Here is a 15,987-nt window from a genome sequence, read left to right as displayed (position 1 = left end):
GATAGATTATAAGAGAAAGAAAGTTACCCTAGTTATGTGAGCGCTCCTCAACCTTGGCGCAAGCAAACATTACCTAAGTGCAGCACAACTCTTTCGAGCCATCAACACAACTGGGGAAATACTGCACCTCTGTTTCCCCGATTCCCACTTAGTTCTTAGGAAGCGGCACACCCCGCCCCGCTTTCCTCTCCCGTCAACCTGACGGTATCGCGAGAGTTTCTAGCGGACAAGACAGATGAAATTTGAACATATCTATCAATTTTTTCAAGACCCCCCTCCTGTTTATCTAAACAAGGAACTAGCAGTGTGCTACATTCTCTCGGTGTTATTGCGATCGGATTCCTACGGTACAGAACTCATCGGACAACTAGAGCGGGAATTCCCCATCTACCGACTTTCCGATACCGTCCTCTACAGCGCTCTCAAATTCCTCGAAGATGAAGCCGTCATCACCGGTTACTGGAAAAAAGTAGAAGGACGCGGCCGCCCCCGCCGGATGTATCAAATCCTCCCCGAGTGGCGGCATCAAGCTCAAGACCTAGCTCGCCTGTGGCACGAGTATATCGGTCAGGGAAACGGCGCGTCTGGCCGTCGCCCCCGCGCCCTAGAAACTGGTCACACGGGTTAGCCGCTGTTGAAATCGGATGCCTAAACCCTTGAAATGCTGGCGCTACTAGCAAAGCGAACTGCCTTCCTTGTCTTCGCTTTGCAAGCATTGCCGCACAGGAATTAGAGCAGCTACACTACGTCAGGACTTACGCATTGTCACTTGAAAATTAGAAAGCGTGGGGAGATATAAGAATTTGGTGATGGGGAGAAAAAAACCTTGCTACAAAGCTTGTTGGTAATTTTGGTAAGCAAGTGTCTGCGTAAGTCCTCGATCGCTTTTGTCTGTAAAGTTATGTAAAGTAGTAGTAGATAATTTCAATTACACAAACTTCTACCGATGGATACTACTGTTCTTTCTTCAACGTTTACGATCGCCCTGCTGATGACTGTAGGCTTGTTTTTCTTCATCAAGGCCTCAGTCAAAGAAAGAATCGAACAAATCAAGTTTGCTTCGCCTCGCCCCCAAGAGTCACTTTTAACCCAGCTACAAGAGTATTTTGCTTCTAGAGCTTACCGAGTTGCAGCCGTCGATGCCCCAAACTATAAAGTCACTTTTGAAGGTTTTGTGCGGCCTAGTTGGTTTTTAGCTATTTTTCTCACTTTGCTGAGTGCAGGCGGCACTCTGTCCTTGGGCTTGCTTTTGGGAATGCTACTTCCCCAGCAAGGTCAAATTTTCCTAGCTTTGGTACTGCTGTCACCGCTGGCGGGAATATTTTACTGGAAAAAAGCTGGACGCTCGGAGCAAGTTTCCCTTAAACTCGAATCTGTTGCTGAGTCGGGAAGCCAAACTAAGAGCCTGGTTACTGTCAGAGCTCACCGCGATGAACTAGCAGCTATGGAAAAAGCTTTAGATTTAAAACCGCTGGAATATTAAAATTTTGGTGTGGAACGTTTTTTGATATGCTAGATGCCGTGCTTAAAGTTCTAGCCGACCAACCGATGAATGTTTGCGGCTCTCTCAAAGAGTCCGAAAGCTCGATCGACAGAACACTCAGTCGATTTTAGAGTCGAGATTTGAGATTTTCGATTTATCCTCAAGATGAATCAGGGAATTTGAATTTTCGTCTAAAATTTGAAGCCGCGACAGCTCTGCGGGGCTTGTATCCGTGAGCAGTGTCACAAAAACCATTATCCTGAGAGTGCGCGCTGTGGCGATCGCCCGTTGCAGGCGAGTATCCTGTTGCGATGGAGCCTTATACCCTTGTTCTTTATTCTTAAGGACTTTTCGCGTAAATTTCAGCCAGCACTCTCCAGACAATGAGAACTCTCGCACTTTTGTTAAAAGAGCTAGACAAACATTGCTGTCAATGTTTTGAACTCAACATTTTGACCTATGCGCGGGCGGACACCACAGAAATTTTTTCTGCGGCTGTTTCCAGCATTACCTTTAAACTGGGAAACAAGAAATGGTTCTCTTCTACGTATTGGGCTCCGAATAAACCTTTTTCAGCCCAGAAGTATCTGTCGGTGGTATGCTCGTTACGCTTGACTAACAGCAATGCAGGGGGAGCAATGCCTTCAGCATGGATGAACTTGCGAGCCGCTGTTACGGGTTTATCTTCGCCGCTCTCGATGCTATATTGAGGCACGCACTCTAAAATTCTGCGTCCTTCTTGTCGGCGGCGACTCTTGCGTTTGCGTCTCCTGGCCAATTTCTTTACCTCCTCTGTAAGCAGACAGTATGAGCAGACAGTATGAACAGACAGGTTTTGACATACTCCCCATCCCTAAAAAAAATGGGGATTCTGGATTCTAACAGCTTTCCTCAAGCACGGCTTGTCCGATCTTGCCGAGCCCCAGGTTGATGCCCCAACCTATTTGAGATTTTTTGGATGCTAGAGTTGAGACCGGATTTTTACATCTGGCGAATCAACAATATATGATTCAATCATCAAAGCCGTCCCGATCGGACGGGGTTTGAGATCGATTTTTTAGGTAATCATAGCTACCAAATCCGAGGCCAGTATATCCCTTCTAGCTCAAAAAATCAACTGTTTTTAATATATCGACACAATCTTAACATTCGTGCCGATCGACAAAATGCACCAGTTGTGGTAATGTAGGCCGCAAGTTCCGGCAGCAGCCAAGCTGGGAAATCTGTGGAAAGTATGCAGGCGGGACTTTACTTTTAAGCAACTTTTGTTTGTGAAAGCCGAATGCTTTGAACCTATCCGCCTTCCATCAAAGGGGAGACACCACAAATTTAGAAGTTTCTCATCTGTAATCAGCAGCGGCCCAGTTGTAATTGACTTAGAATTCCGTTAGATATCTTAATGTGGCGCTCATGTTAATGCCAGCCAGTTCCGAATTTGTCCAGCTTTGCCGATCGCAGGTGGCGATCGCCGTCAGTTTGGGAGCGACATTCAGCGCGGTATACCTGACACAAGAGCTCGTACCCGGAAGCGCAGCAAAGTTGGTAGAGATCGCGGTTTACCCAGAAACATCAGCCGAATCGGAAGAAAATCTGGGGCTGAGGCTGCAATCTTCCGAAAACTCGACAGTCAAACCAGTGCCGCGGCTGGCTGCGCCAGCTTTTCCTGTGGAAGAATCAACGGTGGGGGCGATCGCGCCCGAGCAGAGCCCGGATAATCAGCGGCGGAACGATCAGTGTCAAGGCCCGGAGAATGTGTGGCAGCAACGCCGGCAAATTGTGACGCCTATGGTACACGAGGGAGTTGTAATGGGACTCCTGGTGTGCGGCAGGCAAGACAGGCCTTGGAACGATCGAGAGGAGGCTCAAATGCAGCAAATTGCTCGCACCTTAACCCTGGCTTGTATTTTAGACCAGCGATCCCAGTGGATGCAGCAGGAATTGGGCTCGGCGAGGCAAATCCAGACTCAGGTGTACGATACGATGCACAATTTGCTGCACCAGTTCAAAAGTCCGCTGACAGCGTTGCGAACTTTTGGTAAGCTGTTGGCGCGCAGGCTGGTACCGGAAGACAGAAATCGCAATGTGGCTTTTAGTATTGTCCGAGAGAGCGATCGGCTGCAAGACTTGCTCGCCGAGTTCGATCGCACCCTTGACACAGGCGAAGCAAATCTCAGACTCCCATTTGGCACTTCAGAAAAAGCAGTGTCCAATTTAGAATTAATGTCGCATTCTTCTCTGTCGCTTTCACCAGCAGCCAATTTGGAAGAATCCTGTTTTGTGGGATTGGTACTACAACCGCTGTTAATTTCCGCCCGGGCGATCGCATCTGAAAGGCGTCTGTCATTGGTAGCCGACATTCCGGCAGATTTGCCGCCAGTTTCGGCGAACGATCGAGCTTTGCGCGAAGTTTTGAGCAATTTAATTGACAATGCTTTGAAATATAGCTCTGCCGGCTGCCAAATTTATATTAAAGTAAGGCACAAGGAAGCGAATGGCGATCGGGCAACACACCGCCCATTACCTGCCGTCGCAGTGGCAGTCAGCGACACAGGTGCCGGGATTCCACCCCAAGATTTAGAACATTTATTTGAGCGGCACTACCGGGGAGAAAAAGCGCAGACAGAAATTCCCGGCACTGGATTGGGTTTGGCGATCGCCCGCGATTTAGTCCGCCAAATGCAAGGAGAAATCGAAGTATTTTCTCCAGTAAATCCCGAATGGCTGCCACCAGCAGAAACTCATTTATATCCAACAGATCGCGGCACTACATTTGTACTTTGGCTGCCGCTCAATCAGTAGTAACTAAGCCTATTGTTTGGAGAGAGTTTTTATGAAGCGTCGGTCTTTATTAGATAAAATTCCCAATTTTTCAAATTCTTTAGAAATTTTCAAAACACACTTTTTTACTGTACCGTTTTTAGCTGCTTTCAACATTCTGACTGTCCTGATTTTGGGCTGGCTAAGCGTCTACGCAAAACTAAACAAGAAGGGAGACGGAGTTGAACGCCTGTTTAGCGATCCTTTTAATTTCTGGTTCCCTTACGAAGGCATTCTCACCGGAGTTTCCGAATTCCTAGGGTGCATTTGTGTGGCAATTTGTGCATTTACTTTTGGATTGCTGCGCCACAAAGATCCCCGCAGTCGATCGGCCATCTTCTTATTTTTTAGTGCTTTACTGCTGGGAGTCTTGTATGTGGATGACAGGTTTCGGATGACTTTGATTCTTACTCGGCTGGGAATATCTAAAAAAATAATTTATTTATGTTATGCGAGCGGTGTTCTTCTTTACATATATAATTTTTGGCGGTACATCAAAACTACTCCTTACTTGCCATTAGTCGCAGCATTATTCTTGTTTGCTATCTCGCGGCTTGAGGATATTATAAACTCTCCAAGTACAGGATTGCACGCGATGTTAGAAGATGGCACTAAGTTATTAGCTCTTCTGAATTTGGCTTTGTATTTTTGGCACGTATGTCATCAGGAAGTTGGGCGGCATTTCCAGCAGAGCGAAAAAAATTAAGGAAGAAGAGTTAGTTGTTATTTGTTATTTGTTATTTGTTAGTTGTTATTTGTTAGTTGGTAGGGGCGGTGGATGGTGCGTGCCCGCCCTCAGTTGTTAGTTGTTAGTTGTTAGTTATTGGTTATATCAATTCCGGTTGCACTCATAAATGATGTTAACAGTCAACAGTCAACAGTCAACAGTTATCAGTCAACAGTCATTAGGGAAAATTCCCAATGCCCTGCGCGGGCCAATGACCAATGCCCTGCGCGGGCCAATGCCCTGCGCGGGCCAATTACCAATTACCAAGGATTGCCAATCATTGTAAAAGCAGCCCAATAATAAGGATGGGAAAGCATTCGATCGCCCCTGGCCGCAATTTCAGGAGGCAAAACGATCGCCTCAGAAAGCCCTTCAACTCGCAGCATCCCGTCTTGAATCCGCACCCGCCCCCGCAACATCTGCAATTGCGCCCACCGCAAAGCCTCGGCTTTAATCATCAAATTACCACCGCTTCTGGGAGTCCGCAACAGCCGGTAAAACTCCGTCATTAGTCCCAAAGTCCCCTCATCGCTGACTTCCCACAAACTCGCCAAAGCCGATCGCGCACCGCTAGCTACCGCCAAACCCGCAAACCCCAACTCCGCCTCTTCGTCGCCCAAAGCGGTACTGCACGCGCTTAAAACTAACAGGTGCACCGGGGGAGAATTCCACCGCAACTGCCGCATTTGATCGAGGCGCAATTTAGTATCCCACAACTGAATGTAAGAATTTTTCGGTGCCCCTGGCTGGAATTCGCTGTGAGTTGCTAAGTGAATAATTCCAAAAGGTTGATTTGCCCGTTGAGCTTGCAAATTTGCGAGAGTAAAATCTTGATTCAAAAATGATTTTCCGCGCGTCGGCGGGGCGATCGACTCTAACTCCACCGGTACCGCCGGTAATGGCGCTTTATCCTGAAATACCGACGCCCCCATCGCCAACACTTCATCGTCAGTAATATTGTCGTAGCGGATATCAGTCAAACTCAGACTCGGCATCACGCTAAAGCTGTATTGCTCAACTAAAAATTGTTTACCATCGTGAAGAGCAGCAAACGGCACGCTTCGCAAACCCGCTGCCGGAATTACAATTAAATTATTAATTTTTAAAGCTGCCAATTCTCCTGCAAATGGCGCAATTAACCACCGATAAAGTTTTTGAGCTGCATCCAAATAACTGATACTATTTCTTCTTCTAGGATTAGTGATTTCGGTTTGCAAAGCGTCGGCTAATTGCAGTACCTGCCAGCGCGTTGTCGCCGAAACTAAAACGCGCATCGGTTGAGCGTTAGCTGTGACTAACACTAATTCTAAATGCTCGCCGGTAGGAACATCGGAAACTTCTGTGCCTGCTGTTGGCAACTTCTCCATCAACCCATCTTCTAACATTTTGGGAGGCGGCGGGATGAGGTTTTTTCTGACAGGCAAGAGATTAGATAAATCTCGACTTGCCACCAGCACCGAATCATTTTCTTTGGCTGCTGCTTTTGATTCGCTGACCCAATTCATATAAATGATTGCAGATTTTACCCCGGTAATTTGTTCGTTTTTGCGAAGGGTTTCGTAAATTACCGACATATTTATAATCGGCTTTCTGGCGGGCAAATTTAGATATTTTTCGTATTCGCGAGTGAAGGTTTGCTCAAAGGCTAAAATACCGGAAACTGCGGTATCGAAGCTGCGAGAAGGAATCAAAAGCTCCGGGCTAGTTGGGGAATTTCTGTTTTGATTTGGCGATCGCAATTGTACTTGCAAAGATGCAGGAAGTGACAGCGCAGGTTCGGGAATTGGTTCGGGAATTGGTTCGGGAATTGGTTCGGGAATTGGTTCGGGAATTGGTTCGGGAATTGGTTCGGGGATTGGTTCGGGGATTGGTTCGGGGATTGGTGGAGGAGTAGGGCGCGCGCCCGGTGTAATTAGGGAAATCTGGTTTTGTAAACTTCCTTGGGTGTAAGTTTGCCCAAAGGAAAAACTAGGCAAAATGGCGTTTTCTACGCCAGCATTAATGCTTCCCTGAGTTCCGTTGTCGATCGCCCCGCCAACTACAAACGGTCGATCACTACCGCCTCCGTGCCGAATTGCGATCGCCCCGCCTCCTGTACCTCCTGCAGTAGAAATACTGGCAAGATTGCCGGATATATCGTTAAAAACATTGTTCGAGCGAAACAAACCGAGGGTTGTCACATCAACGCTGCCGCCTCTAGCATTGATAAAACCCAACTGAATGTTACCGATCGCGCTCAGGGAGACTGCGCCGCCGTTTCCCTGAGTGCCGCTGGAGTTGAGATCGAGAGTAGAAATGCCGGCTTGCGAGGTAAGGGCAATATTGCCGCCGATCGCCCCCGAAGAGTTCAAGCCTCCCGCAGTTAAAGAGCCGGCATTGCTTTTGAGGGCGATCGCGCCACCTGTTCCCGTTGCTGACGAAGAGTCGATCGCCCCTGCTGCAACAGTATTTCCCTCAACCCGAATGCTTCCGCCGTTGGAGGTAATATTGCCAGTCCGAACCTCATCCAAAGCTTGCAAGTTAGCGCTGCCGCCATCCGTCCTTAAATTACCCTCTAACAGTACATTTCCGGCCTTGATATCGGCTCCCAAAGCGGCCGTGCTGTCCCCCCTGATAGTAGCAAAATCTCGCGCGTTCACGCTCAAAATGCGGGCTGCAATTTGGGAAGTAGCCGTCACGCTAGCAGCATCAGCCGAGAGCACGCCCAACCTCTGACTTTGACCAACTGCGCCGGTAAAGGTAATGTTGCCGCCAGCGCGCAGCGTCAAATTATTTGCCCGGCCTTGGATGCTGTCGAGGCTACTGGCAAAAGTGATGTTGCCGGTACTGGCCGAAATTGTGCTGCGGCGATCGACTGTGACGGGATTGTTGAAAGTGATGTCGCCAGATGTGGCGATCGCCCCAAATATCTCGGTAATGCCACCGTTTACAGTCAAACTCGCCAGCGGTGCAGTTTGACCCACTGTCGCGCCGAACCGGACTCGCCCTGCGTCAAGTCTGAGGGCGCGAGCTCCGTCTAGGCTGCCGGAGAACAAAATGCTGCCGGTAGTTCGATCGCCCAAAGTGGCATCAGCATTCAGGGAAAGGTTGCCAGTAAAAGCGATATCTGCGCCCGGTGCGGCGATGTTGGCACCGATCTCCGTTTGAGGCGCGTCGAGTGTCAAGCTAGCGCTGCCGGTTGTTCTGAGGGGATGGTCGATCGCGATCGAACTGCCTTGAAGTGTCAACGGGCTTTTGAAGGTAATTGGTGCGACGATCGCGATCGAGCTGCTGTTGGCGCGCCCGATCGCGATCGAGCCGAAACCCGCTGCCAAAGCACCCAGATCCCCTCCCGTCAAGTCCAAAACCCCTAAAATATCGCCAGTGCCGCCCACCCGAATCCCTCGGCCGTCGCTGGGCTGCAAGCTAATTGTCCCCCCCGCACTGCTGACGGAATTGCTGCCGCCCCTGAAGTCAATGCCGTTAGCAGTCAGAGCGATATTGCCACCGTTAGCGTTGACTCCGCCCAGAGAAATGCTGCTGGCAAAAATGTTAATGTTGCCACCTTGAGTCTCGATTAAATCCTTGGGGTCATTGACAAAAAACACTCCGCCTGATGTAAATGTTACGCTGTCTCCGGTTTGCGCTTGCAGTGCGAGTTTGTTGTCGGGCAAGTTTTGCAGGGTAATGTAGCCGGGGGTTTCTACAACTACATTGCTGCCGGCCGCCATCTGTTCTAACTGCACTTCTGAGATCGATGTTTCAGTGGGTGATTCTGTGGATTGGAGTTCCCCGCCAGCAGAGGATGAAGGGCTGTTTTCGCCGTTACCGCTGACGATCGAAATATTTGCCGGATCGAGCCACAAATTGCCGATCGCCCCGTTAGGCGCGCGGGTATCGACCTCTCCTTGGAAAACTAAAGCATTTTTACCGGAAACTTCCACTCTGCCGCCGTTTCCTGCTGCTGTGCCGCCGCGAGCCGTAATATTGCCGAAGAAGCGAGTTGTATTGTCTGACCAAATTGTCGCAGTACCGCCGTTGCCGCGGTCGATCGCGTCTGCTGCGATCGTAGAATCAGGACTAACATAAGTTACCAGGGAATTTGGCACTGGTTCCGTCCCCCGGAAACCGCCACCGACGCGCACGACTCCTCCGCCATCTGTCCCGGAAGCATTGATATTTGCGCCGAACAGTCCGACTTTTGACCCTAAAATATTGACTGTGCCGCCTCTTGCGCCAGAAGGTGCAAAGACATTTACAGCACCCGATATGATCGCGCTTCCGGCATTTACCGGCACTGTTTGGCCCCCAGTCAGGATTAATTGACCTTGTTCGTTAGTCGTTAAACCTGTGGCTGACTCTACGCCCGGGCCAGTCAGCAACACAGGTAAAGTAACTGGGGCGATCGCCGATTTGTCTGACTGCAAAGACGGAGTAATTTCTAAACTCAATAAATTACCAGTCTGACTGATGCGGACTGCATTGCTTCCCGCAACAGCAGCCACCGTAATTTGACCGGCCGGGGCGGACAATTGCCCGGTATTAATCGCAGTACCGCCCAACAAAGTTAAATTTTGACCGCTACCAACTGCTAAGTTTCCAGCATTGACAATTATTCCAGATTGTGAGTTATTAAAATTAAATTGAGTGGGGTTTCCCTGTAAAGATTTATAATCATTAATTCCGGCCGCATTAAACCAGCGATCGCCGAAACCGATATTCGTAGAAGTTGTGGCGAAAAAAGACCCCGGCACGTTCAATCTCGCATTTTGACCGAAAACAATTCCCGCCGGATTCATTAAGAATAAATTCGAGTTTCCCCCGCTTACTGAAATCAGGCCGTTAATGATGGAAACATTGCCGCCGGAAATTCGCCCTAAAATATTTTGAATATTTGGATTAGTTAGAAAATTAGCAATTTGACCTTCGCTGAGATTAAATTGGCTGAAGCTGTGAAACAAGTTTGCGCCGTTTCCAGACAGTTGGCCGCCTCTAATCTCTAATCGATTTTGCTCCTGGTTGACAATAGTATTAGTGCCGTCATTTGCCGGAATGACAGGTTGCGATCGCGCTGCTAGCGGTAGCAGCAAAAAACCTAATGTCAAAATTATAGCAGAGCGAAAATAGGTCATCAGTTATTAGTTATTAGTCATCAGTCATCAGTCATCAGTCGTTAGTGGTTGACAATTCCCAATTCCCCATTCCCAATTCCCCATTCCCAATTCCCCATTCCCCATTCCCCATTCCCCATTCCCCATTCCAATTCCCATTCTAATCTATTGTAGTTTTGATTTTTTTTTGAGCTGTAATGTTCCGCTAAAGTGCCAATAAACTTAAAAAGCTTGCGGGCACGGCGGTTTGCTCCCAGGGTGCAAATCAGCGTCTTTGAGTCGATCGCCCTGCAAAACCATCTTTTGCCAGAATGTCAGAAATACCAAGCATATTTCGTATTTATCTATCGGTCGCAGGTGTCTTGACAAAAAGCCTGCTGAGTCCTAAGATTGAAGCAAAGATATGGATGAAAAGGCAAAAACCCACAAAATAACTGCCTCCTCTAGCAAAATTAAAAACCAAATATTGATGCTTTTAGGGACAGATAATGCAAAATCAACCCTTCCCATTTTTAAATGAACAAGTAGTTGAACGGATCTTTGCCTCTGGTCAACTGACTCGCGAAGACAGACAGCGAATTCAGTCAATGCTCTTAGATGAGTCGATCGGCGAACATGAATTGAGTTTAGTTGAAAAAGTAATGTCAGGCGTAGTCAATGGCCTACTCGACGTACTCAATTAGTTGAGAAAAATTGCTTGGATATGTGCGGAGGCCCTCCGCACATATCCGTTTTTATGATCTTAATCGATCGGACGCGATGTGAGATGCTTGATGCAGAAACCGGGTTTTTGGCCGGGGCGTGAGTCCGGGACTGTTTCAAATCCAATCGAAAGTCCTTCTAAAAATCATCATCGTCCTCATCAGAACCCTCATCCGAACTCTCGTCGGGACGCACAAGTTCAGAAGGAGGCCTATCGCTACTCCAGGCCCACCACACGCCGTCGCACTGACAGCGATAAAATTCTTGCCACTTGCGACGCTGGAACTCACTGTATACTGGCGATCGGCGATTAATCCAGACCTCGCGGGCATCAGTGCAGCTAGCACCGCACTTGGGACAGCAAAACTCAGTAGCGTGAACCGCCATCGCAGTCCATTCGGGAGGATGTGGAGCAAAAGCTTCCATGTGTTGCGTGTTTTTATTTAAACTGCTGGTAATTAGGGCAAATCAACGGTTGCTAAAGATCCGCTTCCGCTGGCGCTGACATAAGCAACGACATAAATACGCTGTTGAGTGCGTAATTTATCTGCTAATTATTTTTTTTGGCACTTGCCGTCCGATGAATAGTATAACTGATGTGGTGCAAACCGTCGATCGGTATTCTCAGCTATTTTAAGGACTAGACTCATGTCTATTTACAACTTTATCTCATTTCTGGGCATTTTTGGGCTCTGCGCGATCGCCTGGATTTTCTCAGAAAACCGCCAAGTTCGTTATATACCTTGGCGCGTCATCATCTGGGGAATTGGCCTGCAATTAGTCTTAGGATTTTTAGTATTCCTGTTTCCCCCAACTCGCATCGCCCTAGAATGGTTTACAGGCTTGCTCGATGGAGTATTCACCGCTGCTGACACCGGAGCGAGATTTGTATTCGGGAGCAATATTGTACCAGTACCGGGTAAAGAGCCGGCAATTAATTTAGGATATATTTTCGCCTTTCGAGCTTTACCGACAGTCGTCTTTTTTTCCGGCCTCATGGCTTTACTTTATAACATCGGCGTAATTCAAATTGTCACCGAAGTTTTTGCCAAAATATTTTATAAGACAATGCGGTTGAGCGGCGCAGAAGCCCTCAGCGGCGCAGCCAATATTTTTGTAGGAATAGAAGCAGCAATAGTCGTCAAGCCTTATTTGCCGCAAATGACTCGTTCCGAACTTTGTGCCATTCTCTCCTGCTGTTTTGGAACCGCCGCTTCATCAACTTTAGCAATTTACGTCAGCTTTCTCAAGCCTGTATTTCCCAATATTTTAGGACATTTAGTTTCCGCCTCAATTATCGCCATTCCCGCTTGCTTTGTCATCTCCAAAATTTTAGTTCCCGAAACAGGAGTACCGCTGACAATGGGCGGCATCCCCAAGGAAGAACGGAAACCTCAAGGCCTCGGCGAATTTATCAGCGACGAAATTTCGGAAATCGACGGCGAAGCGCTCAAACAAGAGACTGTGGGCGGAGAACCCATCGAACGAGTCAGCCCTTTGGATGCAGCGATAATTGGTGCATTGGACGGTGTAAAAATGGCTGTGGCGATCGCCGCTGTTTTGATTTTAATCTTGGGCTTAGTTTCCTTAATCAATCAATTCTTTGGCTGGTTGGCCGTGTTGCCGGCTCCCATCGGCACAATCTTTAGTTTTGTCACCCTGCAAAATATCCAAGGAGTTTTATTTTATCCGCTAACCTTATTAACTGGAGTTCCCATTGAGGATTCTTGGGTAGCATCAGTAATCATCGGACGGCGGCTGTTAGAAACCGCAATTCCACCCTATCAAAGTTTAGCAGAAGCCGCAAAACAAGGACTGATTAGCGATCGCACAGTTTTGATTGTCAGTTACGCCCTTTCCGGCTTCGCGCACCTAGCATCCGTCGGTATATTTGTCGGCGGTACGATCGCCCTAATTCCCTCCCGCCGCAAAGACATTTCCGAACTCGGTTGGAAAGCATTATTTGTCGGCACCTTAGCAACAATGATGATTGCCTGCATCGCCGGCTTATTTGACACCGGAGACGCGAGCATTTTAGGTGCTAAGGCAGCCCCTGCAGCTCCGATAACTGCCCCCGCCTCCCAAAAACAGCAGGCATCCCCAAGCGTAACTTCCCAGCCGTCCGTTGCCCCAGAAGTTGCCAGCCCGAAGCCTTCGCCCAAGGGTGAAAAAGCAACTCCAAAAGCTCAAGAATCTCCTAAATCTGAATCGAAGAAAACGCCTTAAACAAGGTATGAGTTAAGGACACTTAACGTCAAACCTAGTTCCAGTATTCTGTCTGGTAATTAAGGCCCGATCCCCCCCTAACCCCCCTTCTTAAGGGGGGGACAAGAAGTGGTCAAAGTTCCCCTTTTATTAGACGGGAACTGGAAGCGGTCAAAGTCCCTTTTTTTAAGGGGGATTTAGGGGGATCTAGACTAAGTAATAAGCGAAATTTATCCCACCAATGCCCTCTTCCTTCTTCCCTCTTCCTTCTTCCCTCTTCCTTCTTCCCTCTTCCTTCTTCCTTCTTCCTTCTTCCCTCTTCCTTCAATCATGAATCCCGAACCTGAAATTCGACGCCTGTTAGATGTGATGCCCGCTTCCGGTCGCATGACGTGTAAAATTATTAATAAGCCTCAACAATCGACGGTAATTGATTGTGATTTTCCTTTGCCTTGGAATCAATCTCGACCGATTTATATTAATTTTGATTTGTGGAGGTTGCTATCTCAGCCGCAGCGAGATTTGCTGCTATTGCGAAATGTGAGTTTTTTGGGCAATTTCAAGTGGTTTAAGCTGGATATTTATCAAGGTGCTGCTCTGGCGGGAATTGTCGGGACTGTTGTAGAGTTGTCGCAGCGAGATGCGATCGGAATTGCGATCGCGGGTGGTTTGACGGGACTGGCGATGACTCGAATTTGGCGCGACAACCGCAGTTCGCAAGTAGAGTTAGAGGCTGACGAGACGGCGATTAAAGTGGCTCTAAGGCGCGGTTACAGCGAAGCCGAGGCCGCCGGACATTTGCTGTCTGCTATTGAAGCTGCGGCGCAAATTGAAGGACGCAGTTTGGATTTTAATGAGTTGATTCGGTGTCAGAATTTAAGGGCGATATCGGGTATTTCGGCGGTGGGCGTGCCGGATAGTGTGAGGAAAGATTGAAAACTACTTTCTTCCTAGCCTGGGTTGATCCCTTACGAAGTGAAACCCCAACAAAGCCTCGGAAACGGAGGGTTAGTATCGTTGCCGGTTGCATCGGAATGATTTTTTTAACCACAGAGGGCGCAGAGTACACAGAGTCCGAGAATATATATCTGAATCATTCCGATGTTACCGGATTTGATCTAACTGCGAATAGTATTTTTGTAAAAAATCCCGTTTGTCCTTAACTAGAGCAATGATAAATTTGATATTCATACCCGTCTACCGCAGGCAACTGGCGCGACTCAAGCTGACATTTTTGTTCTGCTAAGTTGACAGGTGTGGGAAAATTTACCAACCACAAATCTAGCGGACGTTCTAATTGACTGAGTGTCCGATCGAGTATTCCAGTCACAATTTCCGGCGCATCCCTTCTCTGCTTAACCAAAAGAAACCGTGGAGAATCAAAGGCTTTAACTTCTTCCTTCTTCCCTCTTCCCTCTTCCTTCTTCCTTCTGACTTCTTCCTTATGCCTTCTTTCCCATTCCCATCCAATCCCCATCAACTCTCCTATTTCTACATGAGTCTTTTGAGTAGTGGCAATTAAAACGGGAACTTTCGACGACACTTCGCGGATAATCGGAATTAAAAGGTCTGGTTTGTAATATTTGCGATAGCCGAGATTGGAATTTACTGTGATACCGCTGACAAAACTCATTGCTAAAATTAGCATGACTGCTCTTTTGCCAGAAATTTCTACGGCAGGTAAATTAAACCATCGACTTTTGACTGTAGGTGTGCTATAAATAACTGCTAAGATTACTCCTAACAATAAAATTACGCCGGGAAAGTAGACGAAATTGTAGCGTGCGCCGCGAGTTAGGTCAATTCCTAGAATATATGCAAAGCTGAAAAATAGGAAAATTGCTCCTAGCACAAATCCGCCGAAAATAACATTACCTAAACGATTATTTGGCGTTTTTAAGGAGTTTTTTTGAGCCATAAATAGGATGGGAAGCGCCCACAGCAAAAATATTGTCATGCCGATCGCAGATCCAGCCACTACTGCCAAATTTGACGATTCCACCGGCAGCAGCGACACGATAGTAATCCATCCAGCTAAAGCTTGAACAATCGGATTAATCAAATCTAAAAATGTGCGATCGCCACTGACAAGCCAATTCGTGAGCTCGCTACCGTATTTATTTGACAAAAATATCGGTAACCAAACTAAACCGCCAGCTAAAGTCCCCAGCGCTACTGCTAACAGCCGCCAGATAATTTGAAATTGCCAAATATTCGGCTGCTGATTATTTGAAGTTGCCAATTTTTGATTAAATTGCAGCAAAATTACAGCAATTAAGGCGATGGCTTCGGCACACAAAGTAAGCACAAAAAAGTAGTGACAAGCAATTCCCCAACAGTTAACAACTATCCACAGCAGCACCGCCCAAATAGGCAGCGGAGCGCGCTGTTGCAGTTTTTTTCCAGCTAAGGTCAAGCAAAAAAGAGAGGCAATAACTAATAAGATTCCTAAAGTATAATGGCGGGCTTCTTGAGCGAGATAAATGCCGTAGGGAGAAACTGCCATCATCGCGGCGGCACATTGACCAACTAAACGAGAATTGAATGCAAATTTGCCTAAAAGGTAGATGGCGGGTACGGAAATAACGCCTAATAATGCCGGCAGCGATCGCCCGATCCAAACTAAACTATCTTCGGTCGGGCCAAACAACTGCATCCACCAGTGGGCTAGCATAAAATATACTGGCGGATGGTTGCTTTCTAGCAGCAAATGGTTTAGGACATCTCCAATGCCAGCATCGGGACGAAATTGCAGCGGTTGTAATAGAGTGGCAAGGTCGATCGCGCGATCGATCGGCACACCGCGAAAACTGTTCCCCAAACTAAACACTAGAGTCGAAAACTCGTCCGTCCACAGCGGTTTCGAGTCCAAATTGGCAAAGCGCAGCATTAGGGCGATCGCCATCCACAGCAATATTAGCAACAGTTGTTTATGTTTAATCATCAATTCAGTCATTCAAAGG

12 protein-coding genes are annotated in these 15,987 nt (G+C 47.7%); 7 read left to right on the top strand and 5 right to left on the bottom strand.

What is annotated here, in order from left to right; translation table 11 throughout:
- Nucleotides 1-235 precede the first annotated feature (235 nt).
- Together QUA01_RS00250 and QUA01_RS00245 are read left to right on the top strand one after the other, a co-directional pair.
- Nucleotides 236-628: a PadR family transcriptional regulator gene (locus QUA01_RS00250; protein ID WP_194011342.1), complete on the top strand. Its 393-nt coding sequence runs from the start codon at nucleotides 236-238 to the stop codon at nucleotides 626-628.
- Nucleotides 629-946: 318 nt separating this feature from the next.
- Nucleotides 947-1,483 (top strand): cofactor assembly of complex C subunit B, encoded by a 537-nt coding sequence (locus QUA01_RS00245; RefSeq protein ID WP_333088501.1) that lies wholly within the window; start codon nucleotides 947-949, stop codon nucleotides 1,481-1,483.
- A gap of 117 nt (nucleotides 1,484-1,600) precedes the next feature.
- Here the strand turns inward: QUA01_RS00245 and QUA01_RS00240 are convergent, their stop codons facing one another.
- Together QUA01_RS00240 and QUA01_RS00235 are read right to left on the bottom strand one after the other, a co-directional pair.
- Nucleotides 1,601-1,867 (bottom strand): hypothetical protein, encoded by a 267-nt coding sequence (locus QUA01_RS00240; RefSeq protein ID WP_333088500.1) that lies wholly within the window; start codon nucleotides 1,865-1,867, stop codon nucleotides 1,601-1,603.
- Nucleotides 1,868-1,940: 73 nt separating this feature from the next.
- The gene (locus QUA01_RS00235; RefSeq protein ID WP_333088499.1) at nucleotides 1,941-2,261 is read right to left on the bottom strand and encodes a DUF3155 domain-containing protein; all 321 of its coding nucleotides are present in this window, start codon (nucleotides 2,259-2,261) and stop codon (nucleotides 1,941-1,943) included.
- 638 nt (nucleotides 2,262-2,899) lie between these two features.
- Between QUA01_RS00235 and QUA01_RS00230 the strand changes: the two genes are divergently transcribed.
- Both QUA01_RS00230 and QUA01_RS00225 read left to right on the top strand, forming a co-directional pair.
- Complete coding sequence (locus QUA01_RS00230) at nucleotides 2,900-4,282, top strand: GAF domain-containing sensor histidine kinase (RefSeq protein WP_333088498.1); 1,383 nt, start codon at nucleotides 2,900-2,902, stop codon at nucleotides 4,280-4,282.
- A gap of 31 nt (nucleotides 4,283-4,313) precedes the next feature.
- Nucleotides 4,314-5,006, top strand: coding sequence for a hypothetical protein (locus QUA01_RS00225; protein WP_333088497.1), 693 nt, complete (start codon nucleotides 4,314-4,316; stop codon nucleotides 5,004-5,006).
- Between the two features lie 281 nt (nucleotides 5,007-5,287).
- Here QUA01_RS00225 and QUA01_RS00220 read toward each other — a convergent pair whose 3' ends face one another.
- The gene (locus QUA01_RS00220; protein ID WP_333088495.1) at nucleotides 5,288-10,138 is read right to left on the bottom strand and encodes a CHAT domain-containing protein; all 4,851 of its coding nucleotides are present in this window, start codon (nucleotides 10,136-10,138) and stop codon (nucleotides 5,288-5,290) included.
- A 467-nt stretch (nucleotides 10,139-10,605) separates the two neighbouring features.
- Between QUA01_RS00220 and QUA01_RS00215 the strand changes: the two genes are divergently transcribed.
- Nucleotides 10,606-10,800 (top strand): hypothetical protein, encoded by a 195-nt coding sequence (locus QUA01_RS00215; RefSeq protein WP_333088493.1) that lies wholly within the window; start codon nucleotides 10,606-10,608, stop codon nucleotides 10,798-10,800.
- Nucleotides 10,801-10,957: 157 nt separating this feature from the next.
- Here QUA01_RS00215 and QUA01_RS00210 read toward each other — a convergent pair whose 3' ends face one another.
- Entirely contained in the window at nucleotides 10,958-11,245 is a 288-nt protein-coding gene (locus QUA01_RS00210) for a hypothetical protein (protein WP_333088492.1), read from the bottom strand.
- A 222-nt stretch (nucleotides 11,246-11,467) separates the two neighbouring features.
- Here QUA01_RS00210 and QUA01_RS00205 point away from each other — a divergent pair, with 222 nt between their 5' ends.
- Nucleotides 11,468-13,045, top strand: a complete 1,578-nt coding sequence (locus QUA01_RS00205; RefSeq protein ID WP_333088491.1) for a NupC/NupG family nucleoside CNT transporter — start codon at nucleotides 11,468-11,470, stop codon at nucleotides 13,043-13,045.
- 309 nt (nucleotides 13,046-13,354) lie between these two features.
- Nucleotides 13,355-13,960 carry a DUF3318 domain-containing protein gene (locus QUA01_RS00200; RefSeq protein ID WP_333088490.1) on the top strand — a complete coding sequence of 202 codons (606 nt, stop codon included), beginning with the start codon at nucleotides 13,355-13,357 and terminating at the stop codon, nucleotides 13,958-13,960.
- A 223-nt stretch (nucleotides 13,961-14,183) separates the two neighbouring features.
- Here QUA01_RS00200 and QUA01_RS00195 read toward each other — a convergent pair whose 3' ends face one another.
- Nucleotides 14,184-15,980 carry a glycosyltransferase family 39 protein gene (locus QUA01_RS00195; RefSeq protein ID WP_333088489.1) on the bottom strand — a complete coding sequence of 599 codons (1,797 nt, stop codon included), beginning with the start codon at nucleotides 15,978-15,980 and terminating at the stop codon, nucleotides 14,184-14,186.
- Between the last annotated feature and the right edge of the window lie 7 nt (nucleotides 15,981-15,987).

Origin of the sequence: Microcoleus sp. S36a_B3 (assembly GCF_036700745.1) — a bacterium.
Lineage (GTDB): Bacteria > Cyanobacteriota > Cyanobacteriia > Cyanobacteriales > Microcoleaceae > Microcoleus.
The sequence above is the reverse complement of the archived record's forward strand: the minus strand, read 5'-3'. Positions and strand labels throughout refer to the sequence as shown.